Below are 15,414 nucleotides of genomic sequence, written 5' to 3'. Positions count from 1 at the left end.
TTTTTGTCATGTCAGAAGGCAGACTGAAAGAGGAAATGCCGGAGGTAACCCAGCTGGGTAACCAGGGAACCAAGTATAATTTTGGATACGATCCGGAAGTGCTGGAAGCGTTCGATAACAAGCATCCCGGCCGCGATTATTTTGTCAAATTCAATTGTCCGGAGTTCACCAGCCTGTGTCCGGTAACCGGGCAGCCCGATTTCGGCGTGATGTACATCTCGTACATACCCGACATCAAAATGGTGGAATCGAAATCACTTAAGCTGTACCTGTTCAGCTTCCGCAATCACGGCGATTTTCATGAGGACTGTGTAAACATTATTATGAATGACCTGATCTCCCTGATGAATCCGCGTTATATTGAAGTGTGGGGCAAGTTCACACCGCGCGGCGGCATCTCCATTGATCCTTACTGCAACTGGGGGCGTCCGGGTACCAAGTATGAGGCCATGGCCGGGCACCGGCTGATGAATCATGATCTGTATCCTGAGAAAGTGGATAACCGGTAGACAGAAGGCATGGGAGGAGAGCGTAAACGTATGAATAAAAAAGCACTCGTCGTCTTCAGCGGCGGACAAGACAGCACCACCTGCCTCGTATGGGCACTTCAGCAATTTGAAGAGGTGCAGGTCGTTACTTTTAACTATAACCAGCGTCATGCGGCAGAGATTGAGGTAGCCAAAGAGATCGCCGCTACATTCGGCGTAAAGCAGCACATTCTTGATCTGGGACTGCTTAATCAGCTGGCGCCTAACGCGCTCACCCGGGATGATATTGCGATTGAAGCCGGAGAGGACGGGGAGCTGCCGAGCACATTCGTGGACGGACGGAACCTGCTGTTCCTGTCGTTTGCCGCCATTCTGGCGAAGCAGCTGGGCTATGCGAATATTATTACGGGTGTGTGCCAGACTGACTTCAGCGGTTATCCCGACTGCCGGGATGTGTTCGTAAAATCACTGAATGTTACGCTTAATCTGTCGATGGATTATGAGTTCGTCATTCACACTCCGCTGATGTGGCTTGATAAAAAAGAAACATGGAAGCTGGCCGACGAGCTCGGCCACTTCGATTATGTCCGCGAGCATACGCTGACCTGCTATAACGGCATTATCGGCAGCGGCTGCGGCACATGTCCCGCGTGTCTGCTGCGCCAGCGCGGGCTTGAGCAGTATGTGGCAGAACGAAAGCCGGGTGAGCTGTAATGCCGGGCGAAGTAACAGTCTGCAAAATATTCACCTTTGATTCTGCGCATCAGCTGATCGGGCACAAAGGTAAATGCAGCAATCTGCACGGGCATACGTATAAGCTGGAGGTTATGCTTAAAGGCAAGCCGCTGGAGGAGGCCGGGCATTCGGATGAGGGCTTCGTCATTGATTTCAGCGATATCAAAGCGACCGTACAGCAGCAGCTGGTGGACCGGCTGGATCATGCTTTTCTGGCTATGGGCAATGAGCCTGTGCTGGAGACGTTGAATCAGACCGGCTCCAAGGTGGCGCTGCTGGGCTTCCGCACAACCGTCGAGAATATGTCTGCCTATATCGCCTACCGGCTGAAGCTGGCGGAGCTGCCGCTTTACTCCGTGAGGCTGTGGGAGACGCCGACCTCCTGGGCAGAGGTGCTGGCCGAGGATATTCCGCAGGACGGGCCAGCCTACCGGATGCACGGGGGCTGTGACTGTGAGTAAAATTCCTGTAATTGAAATCTTCGGCCCTACGATCCAAGGGGAAGGGGCCGTTATTGGCGTCAAAACGATGTTCGTCCGCACCTACGGCTGTGATTACCGCTGCGGCTGGTGCGATTCCGCATTCACCTGGGATGGCTCAGCCAAGGATAAGGTGCAGCTGATGGAGCCGGAGGCGATCTTGAATGAGCTGCTGGATCTTGCCGGCGATAACTTTGATTGTGTCACCATCTCCGGGGGCAATCCGGCCCTGATCGGCGAGAGCATGGCTGATTTCGTGAAGCTCCTTCATGAACGCGGCATCCAGGCGGCCATCGAAACCCAGGGCAGCCGCTGGCAGGACTGGTTCTATGATATTGATGTGCTGACCATCAGTCCAAAGCCGCCCAGCTCGGGTATGGTGACAGACTGGGAGAAGCTGGATGACATTATCAATAGGCTGAGGCTGGCAGGGAAAGCTGCCCATAGCCTGAAGGTAGTTGTATTTAACGAGGAAGACTTTGCTTACGCGCGGAATGTTCACCGGCGTTATCCGGAGATTCCGATGTATCTGCAGCCTGGTAACGAGGATGTCACGGAGCCGGGAGATATCTCCGCCCGCTTGCTGGGCCGGCTGGAGTGGCTGTTCAATCTGGTCATTGCCGACCCGGCCATGAACCGGGTCAGAGTGCTGCCGCAGCTGCATGCACTGATCTGGCATAACAAACGGGGCAAATAAACGAATGATAACTAAGGGCATGTGCAAGCATCTGATGATGCTTGCACATGTTCTTTTTGTTGTTTTGAGGTTGTCCGCTATGAATTACTACTATACTATTAGGAGTGTATAAAATTGGATTTATTGTTTGCAGAAAGGGAGGAACAGAATGGAATGTAACGCTCCGCAAATCAATTCAGTTCCTGAACAGCTGACTAATTCAAGGGGGAATGTTTAATGACTACAGCATTATTGATTATTGATGTGCAGGAAGCGATGTTTTCATATCCGGGGATGAGCCTTTACGACGGGGAGCAAGTGATGGACCGTATTGTTGCACTGCTCGGTAAAGCACGCTCGGCGGGAGTGCCTGTTGTCTACATACAGCATACGGAAGATGAGGAATATACCAAAGGCCTGCCGACCTGGGAGATCAGTAGCCGGATTACCCCGCAGGATGGCGAGTCTGTTGTGGAGAAGCCGACCTGGGATGCATTTCACCGGACAACGCTCCATGAGGAGCTTCAACGATTAGGTGTTACAGGGCTGGTCATCTGCGGCATGCAGACTGAATTCTGTCTTGATACAACCTGCCGCCGCGCTTACAGCATGGGGTACAGCAATATTCTGGTACAAGATGCACATAGTACATTTGATAATGCGAATTTCAGCGGGGAAGAGATCGTGCGCCACCATAACGGGGTGCTTGGAGGAAGATTTGCCAGCCTTCGCAAGGCAGATGAAATCGTCTTTGCATGAGAAAGGCCAAAGCGGAAATGAAGCCGATCCGCCGCTCAAGACTGAGGCTGTTTGCCGGCAAGCGGTATTACACCTGGGCAAGATACTGGCAGTGGCTGACTGCTTCAGGTACACGGGCAAGGACCCACAGTGCAGAGGTGCTGGCTTATACAGCCGCCGCTCATGCAACCCCGCTGCTTCGTAAGCTTCGTAACGTGGACATGCAGCTGCAGTACAACAAAATTACGAACTTAAGACTGGCTGCCGCGAAGCTTGACGGACTGCTGATCAGGCCGGGTGAAACCTTCTCCTACTGGCAGAGCATCGGTAAGCCGACCCGCCGTAAAGGTTATCTGGACGGTATGGTGTTATTCTATGGCGGATTCCGCACCGGAACAGGCGGAGGTCTATGCCAGCTGTCGAACCTGATCTACTGGATGGCACTCCATACCCCGCTGACGGTGACCGAGCGTCACCGCCACAGCTATGATGTGTTCCCGGATGAGAAGCGCACCCAGCCCTTTGGCAGCGGTGCGACCTGTGCTTATAATTATCTGGATCTGCAGCTTACCAATCATACGGAGCATACTTATCAGCTGAAGCTTTACCTCGATGACGCTCATCTGCACGGGGAGTGGAGATGCGATGCAGAGCAGCTGTATCAATATGATATATATGAAGCGGAGCATGTAATCAGCCTGGAGCCATGGGGCGGTTATATCCGCAGCAACCGGATCCGGCGCCGGGTGCTGACGCGCAGCGGTGAGCTGGCCGGTGATGAGGCAGTGGCTGAGAATCATGCGCTGATGATGTATTCGCCGCTGCTGTATCCGCCTGCAGGCACTGAAGAAGGGGCCTTATAATCGTTGCTAAACTTTCCGGATCGGGGATAATCTGCAGGATTTTGGGGTTATAACATTAGACGCCAAGGATACCGGCGGTATGCTCGGTTATTCCGATTCGTACGGCAACTTCGATGCAACCGATATTATCACCCACCGTCTCCCGATCAGCCGGGGAGAGCATGCCTATAAGGTGTTAGGGGAGAAGGAAGAGGACTGCATCAAGGTTATACTGTAGCCATAGCAGACACAGCGAGTGAGCAGAGACAGCCTGCCGGATCATCCGGCGGGTTTTTTGGTTGACTGAAAGGGTAACCAGGATATAAGCTCTAAGTTAGGTTTAATTTATGCTCTTTATATCTGAAAGGAAGCTGCTCTGTGAATTTCAAAAAACCGCCGGTTCCGGTTCCGCTGCTCATGCTGATCGGAATTGTAGCCATCTCATTCTCTGCTATTTTTATAAAATGGTCCTCTGCTCCTGCTTCCATACAGGGCATGTACCGCCTGCTGTTCACCTCACTGCTGATGCTGCCCTTTGTCCGGCCATACAGCGGAGCTGCCTTCGCACTTAAGAAGAAAGACTGGCTCCTGCTCGGATTCTCCGGTTTCATGCTGGCACTGCATTTCCTGCTGTGGATGGGCTCGCTTAAGTTCACCTCTGTAGCAAGTTCAACGATGATTATGGCGCTGGAGCCGGTATTCATTATGATCGGTTCGTATATGCTGTATAAGGAAAGAAGCACCAAATCAGCGATTCTGGGCCTGGGGATTGCGATATTCGGTACGGTATTCATCGGTTGGGGCGACATCGGGCTGTCAGCAGATAATATAAAAGGTGACCTGCTGTCGGTTGGCGGTACAATCGCAGTCTCCGTACATATGATGGTTGGCCATCGTCTGGTCTCCCGTATGCCTTCTTATTTGTACAGCCTGATTGTATTCATCTCTGCTTCCGTTGTTTTTGCCGTTTACAATCTGGTTGCCGGAATCCCGTTCTTTGACTATCCGCCTAAGGAGTGGGGCATCTTTGTACTCCTGGCGATTGTGCCAACCGTATTCGGTCATATCCTGTTCAATTGGCTGCTGCAGTACGTATCAGCTACGACAGTCTCCATGAATATTCTCGGTGAGCCTGTCGGTGCCAGTATTCTGGCCTTCCTGCTGCTTGGTGAGAAGCTCAACGGCCTGCAGTGGACAGGCGGGCTGCTTGTCATGAGCGGACTGGCTGTCTATCTGTATGCAGGCCGTAAAAAAGCAGCACAAACTGCTGAGCCTCTGCCATCCGCATCATAAGAGTGCTCGGACAAGCTTCACATTAATTACATAAAGGGGTATTTAATATAATGAATGAACAGAATTTGAATGAGGGACAGGAGCAGCAGGCTGTGGTCCCGTCCAGTGAAGAGACATGGAACGAGGATACGTATGCTGCCTGGACGAGCAGGTTCGGGACACCGGCAGAAGCGGCTGCCAAGCTGAACAAAGACCCGCAGGGCAGATTGTTTCCGCTCCATCATTATCTGGGGGAAATTCAGGGCAAGAAGATTATGAATCTCATGGGTTCCAACGGGATGAAGGGAGTTGCACTCGCTCTGCTTGGTGCAGAAGTAAGTGTAGCTGATTTCTCCGAGGCTAATGCAAGGTATGCGGCAGAGCTGGCAGAAGCAGCCGGAGTCGGTCTCGATTATATCGTCTCAGATGTTCTAAAGCTGCCGGAAGAGGTGCTGGACGGTTCTTACGATATTGTATTTGCCGAGATGGGCATTATTCATTATTTCACCGATCTTGCACCGTTCATGGCCACGGTCTGCCGGCTGCTTACTTCCGGAGGACGGTTCGTCCTGCGTGATTTTCACCCGGTCACAACCAAGCTGATATCCTCAAAAGGCTCCACCGCCAAGGTGCGCAAGCATAAGGTGGACGGCGATTATTTCGATACTTCACTGGAGGAGAAGAGGGTCTCATACTCCAAATACCTCCCGGCTTCCGCCCATGTTCCCGGAAGCGAAGTGAAGCAAAGTGTCGTATACTGGCGGCGCTGGACACTTGGCGAGCTGGTGACGGCAGCGGCACGCAGCGGGCTTGTTATCTGCGAGCTGGCGGAGGAGCCGAACCTGTCATCCGATGTGTATGACAAAGGCATTCCCAAAACCTTTACTTTGGTGGCCGAAAAGAGATAGACATAAATAAACGGACTGTACCTTTAGCGCTTTTTCTAAAAGCTGAAGGGATAGTCCGTTTTTATTATTTATATACTTAATATAGTTAATTATTAATCTGGTGATTTGTTTCTGCGGCCATATCAATAAAAGCCTGCTGCAGCGGCGTTAATGCATGATCCTTGCGCCAGGCGTAAGCAAAACGGGCTGCTGGCGGCACTATTCCGGGCAAGGGAGAACAACGCAGCCTGCCCAGAGCCAGCTCGGTTTCGATGCCTGCTTTAGCGAATATACCAATCGCTCCGCCCTCCATGACCATCCCTTTATAGGCTTCAGGGGAGTTTACAATAGCATGATTCCATAGCCGTACAGCGTTGGCCTGTGCCCAGCTGTCAGCAGCATTAGCCAGATAAGTGGCTTGTTCGTGCTGAATCCACGGCTCAAGCGCAACAAGCTCTGGAGTCAGCTCTGATTCTTGGGATAGGGGATGTTCGGGAGCGAAAATGAGCACCGTCTCATCCGGGGCGATGTCCTGTGTCTGAAAGGTTTCATTATCATTATCCGTCATGTGAAGCACTGCCAGCTGAATATCCCGGCTGCGCAGCCGCTCTCTGAGCGAAGCGTCATTGTGTACGTTCAGAGTGACATCGATGCCCGGGTGAAGGTGGATGAATCGGGACAGTATTTTTGGCAAAGTATATGTACCAGGTATATAGGAAGCTTCCAGCTCCAGATTACCGGATGAAAGGGACGAGAACTGCTTTAGACTCCGTTCAGCTTCCACCGCAAGCGATACAATCCGCACAGCATACTGGTAAAGCGCCCGGCCGGCATCCGTCAACAGAACACGTCCGCTGCGGTATTGGAACAGGGAGGTCCCGAGCTCTGTCTCCAGGCTTTTCATATGGAAGGAAACTGTGGGCTGCTTTAGGCCGAGCTCGGCGGCTACATCTGTAACTTTCTTATATTTTTCGATCAGGACGACGATTTGCAGTTTCGTTATGTTCATGACTTTCCTCCGCTTAAATGGTGAACAGATGTTACTTTATCTATCTAATATAGATTATATCTATAACAATATACATTTTCTATTAGTATTTTTATCTTTCGCTTTACAAAACGCAGACTTTTATCTAACGAACGGGTTCTAGAATAAGAAGAGTAAAGCGGAGAGACAACATAGAGGAAGCTTCCAAAGTGAGTTTTGTAGAAGCAGATTCAATGGTGCACTAAAACACAAACTTTAGGAGGAACAAAATCAATGCAATTCAGAAAATCGTGGATCATGGCTCTGGCACTAACAAGCGTAGTAGCACTTTCGGCATGCGGTAACAGCAATAATGCGACAACTAATAACGGGGGCAACAACGCAGCTGCGACAAACACACCTACAGAGAGCAGCAGCGGTGCAGACTTGAGCGGATCGATCCTGGCTTCAGGTTCTACAGCATTACAACCATTGGTTGAACTGGCAGCTGAAAGCTTCATGGATGCTAACAGCGGCGTTGATATTCAGGTTCAAGGCGGCGGCAGCGGTACCGGTCTTACTCAGGTTTCTGAAGGCCAGGTAGATATCGGTAACTCTGACGTATTCGCAGAAGAGAAATTGAAGGATGCCGATGCTGCAAAAGCGGAAGCACTCGTTGACCATCAGGTAGCGGTTGTTGCAATCGCAGCAGTATCTAACCCGGATGCAGGTGTTGACAGCTTGACCAAACAGCAGCTGGTTGATATTTTCACCGGTAAAATCACTAACTGGAGCGAAGTTGGCGGTGCCGACCAGGCGATTCAGATCATCAACCGTCCAAGCAGCTCCGGTACACGTGCTACCTTTGAAGCATTCGCACTCGGAACGAAGACAGAAGACCTTCAAGGTTCCGTACAAGAGGATTCCTCCGGTACTGTTAAGAAAATGATCGGCGAAACACCGGGAGCAATCGGTTACCTTGCATTGTCCTACCTCGATGACACTATTAAGACTATTAACTATGACGGCGTTGAGCCTTCCGTAGACAACGTAGTGAGCGGTGATTATCCGGTATGGGCGTACCAGCACATGTACACTAACGGTGAACCTAATGAAGTTGTAAAAGCATTCCTTGATTACATGCTGACTGATGAAGTACAGAACGGTGATGTTGTTGAGCTGGGATACATTCCTGCTTCTGCAATGCAGGTTTCCCGTGATGTAGAAGGTAACGTAACAGCGAAATAAACCAGGCTTTACACAGGATATTATCCAGTAGAACTTCATGTGAATTAGAGGCGGAACTCTTCTGCCTCTCTTTTCACTTTAGAAAGAGGGAGCATCTTGCGGGGAAAAACAAACAAAAAAAAGATCGAAAAACATCATATTGAGGACTTGGTTGGACGTATTTATATGTCCTTTTGCGTGCTGCTTCTGATCGTGATCATTGTTTCAATGGTCTATTTCGTAGCGTCCAAAGGTTTAGCCAACTTTATCAGCGGCAGAGTGAGCCTGTCAGATTTCCTCTTTGGAACAAAATGGGCGCCTGAGGCAGATACACCTTCATTCGGGGCGCTGCCCTTCATCTCCGGTTCATTCCTGGTAACACTGCTTGCGGCGTTGATTGCTAGCCCGCTGAGTATTTGTGCAGCACTGTTCATGACTGAAATTGTCCCGGGGTGGGGGAAAAAGCTGCTGCAGCCAGTCATTGAGCTGCTCTCCGGTATTCCATCCGTTGTATACGGCTTTGTAGGCCTCAGTGTTATTGTTCCGTTCCTTCGGGATACGTTTCCCGGCCAGGGCATCGGGGTTGCTGCAGGCGCGCTTGTGCTGTCGGTCATGATCCTTCCGACGATTACAAGCGTGGCTGCAGATGCGCTTGCTTCTTTGCCGCAAAATTTGAAAGAATCTTCATTTGCGCTTGGTGCCACCCGCTGGCAGACAATCTCACGGGTTATTCTCCCGACTACAATGCCGGCCATCATGACCGGGGTAGTATTGGGGATGGCCCGCGCATTCGGTGAAGCGCTGGCTGTCCAGATGGTTATCGGTAATGCGCCTTTCGTGCCGCGTTCACTCTTTGAATCGGCCTCCACGCTGACGAGTGTCATTACGCTCAGCATGGGGAACACAACAATGGGTTCGACGTTAAATAATGCGCTGTGGAGTATGGCGCTGGTTCTTATGCTGATGACGTTCGTATTCGTCCTCCTCGTAAGAATGCTCGAAAGGAGAAATAAGATTTGAAGCCGAAAACAGCAGACAAAATCGCCACTACCTTCATCGTCTTTTTCGCATTGCTTATTGTAGCCATCTTGATTGGCCTTTTGGGTTACATCCTGGTACGGGGACTCAATCATATCAGCTGGGATTTCTTAACCTCGGCACCGCAAAAAATCCGCGCAGGCGGCGGGGTAGGGCCGCAGCTCTTTAACTCGCTCTACCTGCTCGTACTGACCTTGCTCATTACCGTTCCGCTCGGCCTTGGCGCCGGTATCTTCATGGCGGAATATGCCCGTCCCGGCAAGCTTACGAACTTCATCCGTCTGATTGTGGAAGTACTGTCATCCTTCCCGTCGATCATCGTCGGACTGTTCGGCCTCTTGCTGATTGTGAACTATTTTGATCTCGGATTCTCATTGATTTCAGGTGCTATAGCCCTTACGTTCTTCAATCTGCCGCTGATGGTACGTATTACAGAGCAGGCCTTCCGCACTGTACCAAAAGCCCAGAAGGAAGCCGGATTCGCTCTCGGTTTATCCAAGTGGAAGATTGTAACCTCGGTGCTGCTTCCGGTAGCCTTGCCTACAATCATTACCGGAACTATTCTATCCGCAGGACGTGTATTTGGTGAAGCGGCAGCGCTGATGTTCACTGCGGGAATGAGCAGCCCGCGTCTGAATTTCTCAGACTGGAATCCGCTGCATGCAAATTCTCCGCTGAACCCGTTCCGTCCGGCAGAGACGCTGGCGGTTCATATCTGGAAAATCAACAGTGAGGGCCTTGCACCTGATGCGATTCAAATTGCAGCCGGAGCCTCGGCGGTACTCGTAATTACAGTGTTGCTGTTCAACCTGCTGGCCCGGTATTTCGGCAGACTTATCTACCGCAAGCTGACAGCATCCAAAAGAATAAACTAGCAGGTATTCATTAGAGATAAACAGGAGGAGTAAGAGATGGGAACAGCGGCAGCGGTACGCGAATCATTTCAAACAGAGAATCTTAGCATTTTTTACGGGACTTACGAAGCGGTTAAGGGAATTAGCCTGCCTTTTGCCCAAAATACGGTTACTGCGCTGATTGGACCCTCAGGCTGCGGTAAATCAACCTTTCTCCGTTCACTGAACCGGATGAATGACGATATTTCCGGCTCAACAACCAAAGGCAGTATCTGGATCGACGGAGTGGATATTAACGCTCAGGGGACGGATGTTATCAAGCTGCGCCAGAAGATCGGAATGGTCTGGCAGAAGCCGAATCCGTTCTACAAATCCATTTATGACAATATTGCCTTTGGTCCAAAATATCATGGCATCAAAGGCAAGGCTGCACTGGATGAGATCGTTGAGAGCAGCCTGCGCCGCGCCGCCCTGTGGGATGAAGTCAAGGACCGGCTTAAGGATTCTGCACTCGCCCTGTCAGGCGGCCAGCAGCAGCGCCTCTGCATCGCCCGTGCCTTGTCGGTTAACCCGCAAATCCTCCTGCTCGATGAGCCTGCTTCCGCACTTGACCCTGTATCGACAGGTAAGGTGGAGGAGCTGATCAAGGAGCTGAAAGAAGAGCTGCGCATTGTTATCGTTACACACAATATGCAGCAGGCAGCGCGTATTTCGGACTATACAGCTTACTTCTACCTGGGTTCGCTTGTGGAATATGACAAGACTGAGAAGGTATTCAGCAATCCGGAGAACCAGATGACACAGGAATACATCATGGGCCGTTTCGGCTGATAGTGTCAGGCATGAGGGAAGGGAAGCATCCTTAGAGGTGCTTCTTTTTTATATCTTGTAAAACTAATGGTATTAGTTTATATTATAACTAATGACATTAGTTTTAGGGGGAACGATATGAGAACTACTCAGATTGGGAACTTGGTACAGCTTACCTGGCTGCCGGATTTTTTTCCTGTGAATTGTTATCTTGTTGTTGAAGAGAATGAGCTGACCCTGATTGATGCAGCGCTGCCGTTTAGTGTAAAAGGTATTATTAGCGCAGCAGCCAAGCTGAACAAACCGGTTACAAGGATCGTTCTTACTCATGCCCACGGCGACCATGTGGGGGCGTTGGATGAGCTGAAGAGACGGCTTCCTGCAGCGAAGGTATACATCTCCGAACGCGATGCTGCCCTTTTAAGGGGGGACCGTTCTCTGCGGGCGGGTGAGCCCCAGATGCCGATTAAGGGATCAGTGCCAAAGAAGCTGAAGACCAGACCTGATGTTGTATTGCAGGAAGGGGATCTTATCGGCTCACTGCAGGCTATCAGCACACCGGGCCATACTCCGGGCTCGATGTCCTTTATAGATACGCGCACCAGGGCAATAATAGCTGGTGATGCCTTTCAGGCTTTCCACAGGACAGCTGTATCAGGCACAGTGGTTCCGCTGTTCCCTTTTCCGGCCATGGCTACCTGGAATAAAGAGCTGGCGCTGGCAAGCGCCGTTAAGCTTGCTGAGCTGTCACCGGCGGTTCTGGCCGTAGGCCATGGCAATTTACTTAAAGAACCTATGGAGGCAATGAAACAAGCGATCCTTAGATCAGAACAGACACTAAGAAAGGCAGGAAGCTAAATGTCGCCCAGAGCCGGATTGGATACACAAACACTGGTACTTGCCGCAGCGGAGCTCGCTGATGAGTATGGTATGGAAGGAGTGACACTGGCTTTGCTTGCGGCCAAGCTGGGCGTCCGCTCTCCTTCCTTGTATAATCATGTTAACGGGCTTAAGGAGCTGCGAATTCTGCTGGCAATACACGGACTGCAGCTGCTTTATGCTGACATGTCAGCCTCAATAAAAGGGGTCAGCGGAGGGGACGCTGTCCACGCCATCAGCAGAGCCTATGTAAAGTTCGCGCAGCAGCGTCCCGGCCTCTACGAAACCACGCTGCAGGCTCCGGAAGAGGGGAATGCCGGCCTTGAGGAAGCAGGCGCAAAGCCCTTGCAGCTAATCATCAGTGTACTGTCCGGCTATGAGCTGGGCAAGTCAGGTGAGCTGCATGCAGTCCGGGGGTTAAGAAGCATTCTGCACGGCTTCGCTGCTCTCAGGAACAAGGGCGGCTTCGGGATGCCGCTGGACCTGGAGGAGAGCCTGACCCGGTTAATCGATGCTTACATTGCCGGAATCGGCTGTATGCGGACCGGGGATTAAGCCGCAAATGAATTGATGATTGATAATTAATCCTAAGGGAGAGATGTTCAGAATGGACGAGCAAGGTATTGTAACCACCTTTGAAGAAATGTCTCAAGTGGTGAACAGACTGGGAATACTGCCGCTGGCCCAGCTGATCCCCGGACATCCGTCGCTTAACAGGCTGACCAAGGCCGAGAATTGGCATACCGGCTCAGAGCTTGATCCTTGGGCCTGGCGGGCCAGATTCCCCGGGGAAGGGCTGGCGGGCTACGGCAAGTTCATCCGCAAGAAGGCCGTGTTAGTCTCGCGGGAGTGGTTTCCGGCCTTTGTAAAGGCTGTGGGGAGCTCAATGGAGCTGGAAGAGCGGTACAACAACGGACTGGCCAGCAGAGAGGCTGTACAGCTGCTGCAGATCATCCGCGATAATGAAGGGATTGAGACGCGGGAGCTGCGTTCGCTGGCGGAGATGAAGGCCAAAGAGAAGAAGACGGCATTTGATAACGCGCTGAACGAGCTGCAGGGCACAGCAGATATCGTCATTTCAGGGGTCAAAGCCCGGCGGAATGCAGAGGGTGAGGTAAACGGCTGGAACAGCACGTCCTTTGAGACAGCCGCCCGCTGGATGAAGGAGAATAACCTGCATAGCTTCGGGGGATCACGTGAAGAAGCCGCAGAATGGCTGCAAGCGGCTATGGAAGCCCGGTGGACGAATGAGGCAAAAGCCTGGATCAATAAAGTATTGTCTCTATAAAAAACGGGGGATGTTGTGCAGGCCGGAAACGGCCTGCACAACATCCCGGTAAGCGCTTACTAGAAAGTGTATATCATAAATCAGCCTTACAGCATGGGTGCCAGGTAGGCAATCAGAAAATAAAGGAAACCGAATATAAGCATGATGTAGGCTGTGTATTTGATTGCGTTGGAGGCTACGATGCTTGCATCCGTCGGGGGCTGAAGCTTAGGTCGCCCGGTTTCGGGCTGCTCCTGTTCCGGGGACATCGATTCTTTCATAGTGCTCCCTCCCAATATTCATGGATCATATATGGAAATACAATCCTTGATTGTATTGTGACATATTTGTGAATAAAATTCAACGATATTGTGAACGTAAATGAAACAAAAGTTTAAATTTGAACAAATAGCCCCCTGCTGAACTCATTGAGCACAGCAGGGGGCTTGCTATTTGCAGTCTATTCGGCTATATAGAACGTATAACCTGACGAGGAGGCGCTCTATCGCTACCACAGCGAAAGTCCTTCGATGGAGTTTAAAGGTAAGCAGAGAGAAGGGATCTATAAAACCGAACAAAGGCGGCAGTATCCGCCTTTTCTTCTTTTCGGTGATGCACTTGACCTGTTTTATAGTTAATGGCACCGGATAATGGTGAGCCGAGCCGAAATAACTGTACTTTCTGCAGCTAAACCTGACTAATTAGCCCCACTGTAGGCTATAACTGCACTCTGTACACTTATTTTAACTAAAAATGCCCGAAAACGGCTTTTTCGAGGAAAATAGATGTACAGAATACAATTAATCCCTTATAATTGTTCGTTTCCTTTGTTTTAATTGTACAAAGTACACTTAACCTGAGTTGACCCTGGACCCACTGACTGAGGTTAGCGTTTGGCAGGGGAGCTCAATCCGATGCTCGCCATTTCTCCTAAAGTGGGAACAGGAGGCATTTTGTTAGCTTCTTATATACGTTAAATATAGGTGGTGGTTACCTTATGCCCAGTTTCCTGAGCGGAAAATAGGTTCTGTCTTACCGTCATCAGTGATGCCGTCAATGTTCATCTCTGCTGAGCCCATCATAAAGTCCACATGCGTGAGACTATGATTCATCCCATGCCCGGCAAGCTGTTCCTTCGTCATATTAATGCCGTCCTGCAGGGTGAAGGCGTATGCTGCGCCCAGCGCCAGGTGACAGGAAGCATTTTCATCATACAGGGTTGTGAAGTAAAGAATACCGCTCTCGGAGATCGGTGAATGGTAAGGAACAAGCGCAACTTCACCAAAGTATGCCGCGCCTTCGTCCATAGCTAACAGTGAAGCCAGAGCATCATAGCCCACTTCTGCAGTGAAATCTGTTACTTTACCATTCTCCAGGGTCAGAGTAAAGCGGTCGATAATATTACCGCTGTAGCTGAGCGGCTTGGTGCTGCTGACGGTTCCGTTCGCGCCTGTCTTGAGCGGAGCAGTGAAGACCTCTTCCGTCGGAATGTTGGCGAGAAAAGGTACACCGCGCCCGTTAACCGCACCGGCTTGACACCAGATGTGTCCTTCCGGAAGCTCAAGAGTCAGATCTGTACCTGGAGCTGTATAATGCAGCTTGCGGTATTTACGCTCATTCAGGATATCGCAGCGCTGCTTCAAGCCGTCAAGATGCTTGCTCCAGGCTTCAACCGGGTTTTCATGATCAGCACGTACCGCCTTGAAAATTGCATCCCAGAGAAGTCCTACCTGCTCCTCAGCCGGGGCATCCGGAAATACTTTTGCTGCCCACGTAGGGGACGGGTAGGCCACGATGCTCCAGCTGATCTGGTTGGACATCAGCATTTCACGATAAGGAGCCATAGCAGTGCCGGCTGTACGCTGATTGTCAGCAATCCGGCTGGCTTCGATCCCGTTCAGCAGATCGGGGTTAGTGGAGACCACGTTTAAGAAAGCAGCCCCCTTTTTACCTAAATCCTCCAATTCATCCGCTTGCCACTTCGGCGGCTCCAAAAAGCTTTCGGCCGGTGCAAGCTCATACCGAGTCCGGGTTACCCGTTCATCACTATAGTTAACCTTAACCTGCTTAGCTCCTGCTTCATAGGCCTGCCGCACAATCAGGCGGACTAATTCCGCAGACTCGATATCTGCATTGATAACCAAGATTTGTCCCTGTTGGATATTGACCCCGACTTTTACCGCGAGCAGTGCATAGTTCTCCAGCTTTTGCTTGAAATCCAGCATTGGTCCAGCTCCCCTCAAATGTGTCTGTAT

At 51.0% G+C, this 15,414-nt stretch carries 19 protein-coding genes; 16 read left to right on the top strand and 3 right to left on the bottom strand.

Annotation, left to right across the window (positions count from 1 at the left end):
- The first annotated feature begins 8 nt into the window (after positions 1 to 8).
- From queF to R70331_RS16025, 9 genes are all read left to right on the top strand, one after another.
- The gene (gene queF / locus R70331_RS16060) at positions 9 to 509 is read left to right on the top strand and encodes a preQ(1) synthase (protein ID WP_042177185.1); all 501 of its coding nucleotides are present in this window, start codon (positions 9 to 11) and stop codon (positions 507 to 509) included.
- Positions 510 to 539: 30 nt separating this feature from the next.
- On the top strand, positions 540 to 1,202 hold the full coding sequence (queC, locus tag R70331_RS16055; RefSeq protein WP_042177184.1) for a 7-cyano-7-deazaguanine synthase QueC: 663 nt from the start codon (positions 540 to 542) through the stop codon (positions 1,200 to 1,202).
- Entirely contained in the window at positions 1,202 to 1,684 is a 483-nt protein-coding gene (locus R70331_RS16050; RefSeq protein WP_042177181.1) for a 6-pyruvoyl trahydropterin synthase family protein, read from the top strand. Before queC ends, R70331_RS16050 begins: the two co-directional genes overlap by 1 nt.
- On the top strand, positions 1,677 to 2,399 hold the full coding sequence (queE, locus tag R70331_RS16045; RefSeq protein ID WP_042177179.1) for a 7-carboxy-7-deazaguanine synthase QueE: 723 nt from the start codon (positions 1,677 to 1,679) through the stop codon (positions 2,397 to 2,399). Before R70331_RS16050 ends, queE begins: the two co-directional genes overlap by 8 nt.
- 216 nt (positions 2,400 to 2,615) lie before the next feature.
- Positions 2,616 to 3,137, top strand: coding sequence for a cysteine hydrolase family protein (locus R70331_RS16040; protein WP_042177177.1), 522 nt, complete (start codon positions 2,616 to 2,618; stop codon positions 3,135 to 3,137).
- Complete coding sequence (locus tag R70331_RS16035) at positions 3,134 to 3,979, top strand: VanW family protein (protein WP_231576301.1); 846 nt, start codon at positions 3,134 to 3,136, stop codon at positions 3,977 to 3,979. The genes R70331_RS16040 and R70331_RS16035 overlap by 4 nt, the downstream gene beginning before the upstream one ends.
- 79 nt (positions 3,980 to 4,058) lie before the next feature.
- Positions 4,059 to 4,196 carry a hypothetical protein gene (locus R70331_RS31575; RefSeq protein WP_156131140.1) on the top strand — a complete coding sequence of 46 codons (138 nt, stop codon included), beginning with the start codon at positions 4,059 to 4,061 and terminating at the stop codon, positions 4,194 to 4,196.
- 140 nt (positions 4,197 to 4,336) lie between these two features.
- A complete protein-coding gene (locus R70331_RS16030; RefSeq protein ID WP_197071340.1) occupies positions 4,337 to 5,251 on the top strand; it encodes a DMT family transporter in 915 nt (304 codons plus the stop codon).
- A gap of 50 nt (positions 5,252 to 5,301) precedes the next feature.
- A complete protein-coding gene (locus tag R70331_RS16025) occupies positions 5,302 to 6,138 on the top strand; it encodes a class I SAM-dependent methyltransferase (RefSeq protein ID WP_042177175.1) in 837 nt (278 codons plus the stop codon).
- Positions 6,139 to 6,223: 85 nt separating this feature from the next.
- On the opposite strand, the gene R70331_RS16020 is transcribed toward R70331_RS16025, so the two are convergent.
- A complete protein-coding gene (locus R70331_RS16020) occupies positions 6,224 to 7,126 on the bottom strand; it encodes a LysR family transcriptional regulator (protein WP_042177174.1) in 903 nt (300 codons plus the stop codon).
- 252 nt (positions 7,127 to 7,378) lie between these two features.
- Between R70331_RS16020 and R70331_RS16015 the strand changes: the two genes are divergently transcribed.
- The 7 genes from R70331_RS16015 to R70331_RS15985 all read left to right on the top strand — a co-directional run bounded on the left by R70331_RS16015 (position 7,379) and on the right by R70331_RS15985 (position 13,180).
- Positions 7,379 to 8,332: a phosphate ABC transporter substrate-binding protein PstS family protein gene (locus R70331_RS16015; RefSeq protein ID WP_042177172.1), complete on the top strand. Its 954-nt coding sequence runs from the start codon at positions 7,379 to 7,381 to the stop codon at positions 8,330 to 8,332.
- 96 nt (positions 8,333 to 8,428) lie between these two features.
- Positions 8,429 to 9,331 carry a phosphate ABC transporter permease subunit PstC gene (pstC, locus tag R70331_RS16010; protein ID WP_197071339.1) on the top strand — a complete coding sequence of 301 codons (903 nt, stop codon included), beginning with the start codon at positions 8,429 to 8,431 and terminating at the stop codon, positions 9,329 to 9,331.
- Complete coding sequence (pstA, locus tag R70331_RS16005) at positions 9,328 to 10,224, top strand: phosphate ABC transporter permease PstA (protein ID WP_042177168.1); 897 nt, start codon at positions 9,328 to 9,330, stop codon at positions 10,222 to 10,224. The genes pstC and pstA overlap by 4 nt, the downstream gene beginning before the upstream one ends.
- A 36-nt stretch (positions 10,225 to 10,260) precedes the next feature.
- Positions 10,261 to 11,034: a phosphate ABC transporter ATP-binding protein PstB gene (gene pstB, locus R70331_RS16000; RefSeq protein ID WP_042177166.1), complete on the top strand. Its 774-nt coding sequence runs from the start codon at positions 10,261 to 10,263 to the stop codon at positions 11,032 to 11,034.
- Positions 11,035 to 11,151: 117 nt separating this feature from the next.
- Positions 11,152 to 11,871, top strand: a complete 720-nt coding sequence (locus R70331_RS15995; protein ID WP_042177165.1) for an MBL fold metallo-hydrolase — start codon at positions 11,152 to 11,154, stop codon at positions 11,869 to 11,871.
- Positions 11,872 to 12,447, top strand: coding sequence for a TetR/AcrR family transcriptional regulator (locus tag R70331_RS15990; RefSeq protein ID WP_042177164.1), 576 nt, complete (start codon positions 11,872 to 11,874; stop codon positions 12,445 to 12,447). It abuts the gene before it with no gap.
- Positions 12,448 to 12,499: 52 nt separating this feature from the next.
- Entirely contained in the window at positions 12,500 to 13,180 is a 681-nt protein-coding gene (locus R70331_RS15985; RefSeq protein WP_042177163.1) for an AlkZ-related protein, read from the top strand.
- Positions 13,181 to 13,266: 86 nt separating this feature from the next.
- On the opposite strand, the gene R70331_RS31570 is transcribed toward R70331_RS15985, so the two are convergent.
- Complete coding sequence (locus tag R70331_RS31570) at positions 13,267 to 13,440, bottom strand: hypothetical protein (protein WP_156131139.1); 174 nt, start codon at positions 13,438 to 13,440, stop codon at positions 13,267 to 13,269.
- A 714-nt stretch (positions 13,441 to 14,154) separates the two neighbouring features.
- Positions 14,155 to 15,384: an aminopeptidase gene (locus R70331_RS15980; protein ID WP_042177161.1), complete on the bottom strand. Its 1,230-nt coding sequence runs from the start codon at positions 15,382 to 15,384 to the stop codon at positions 14,155 to 14,157.
- Between the last annotated feature and the right edge of the window lie 30 nt (positions 15,385 to 15,414).

The sequence above is a fragment of the Paenibacillus sp. FSL R7-0331 genome, from assembly GCF_000758645.1.
In the GTDB taxonomy this organism is placed as follows: Bacteria; Bacillota; Bacilli; order Paenibacillales; family Paenibacillaceae; genus Paenibacillus_AQ; species Paenibacillus_AQ camerounensis.
The sequence above is the reverse complement of the archived record's forward strand: the minus strand, read 5'-3'. Positions and strand labels throughout refer to the sequence as shown.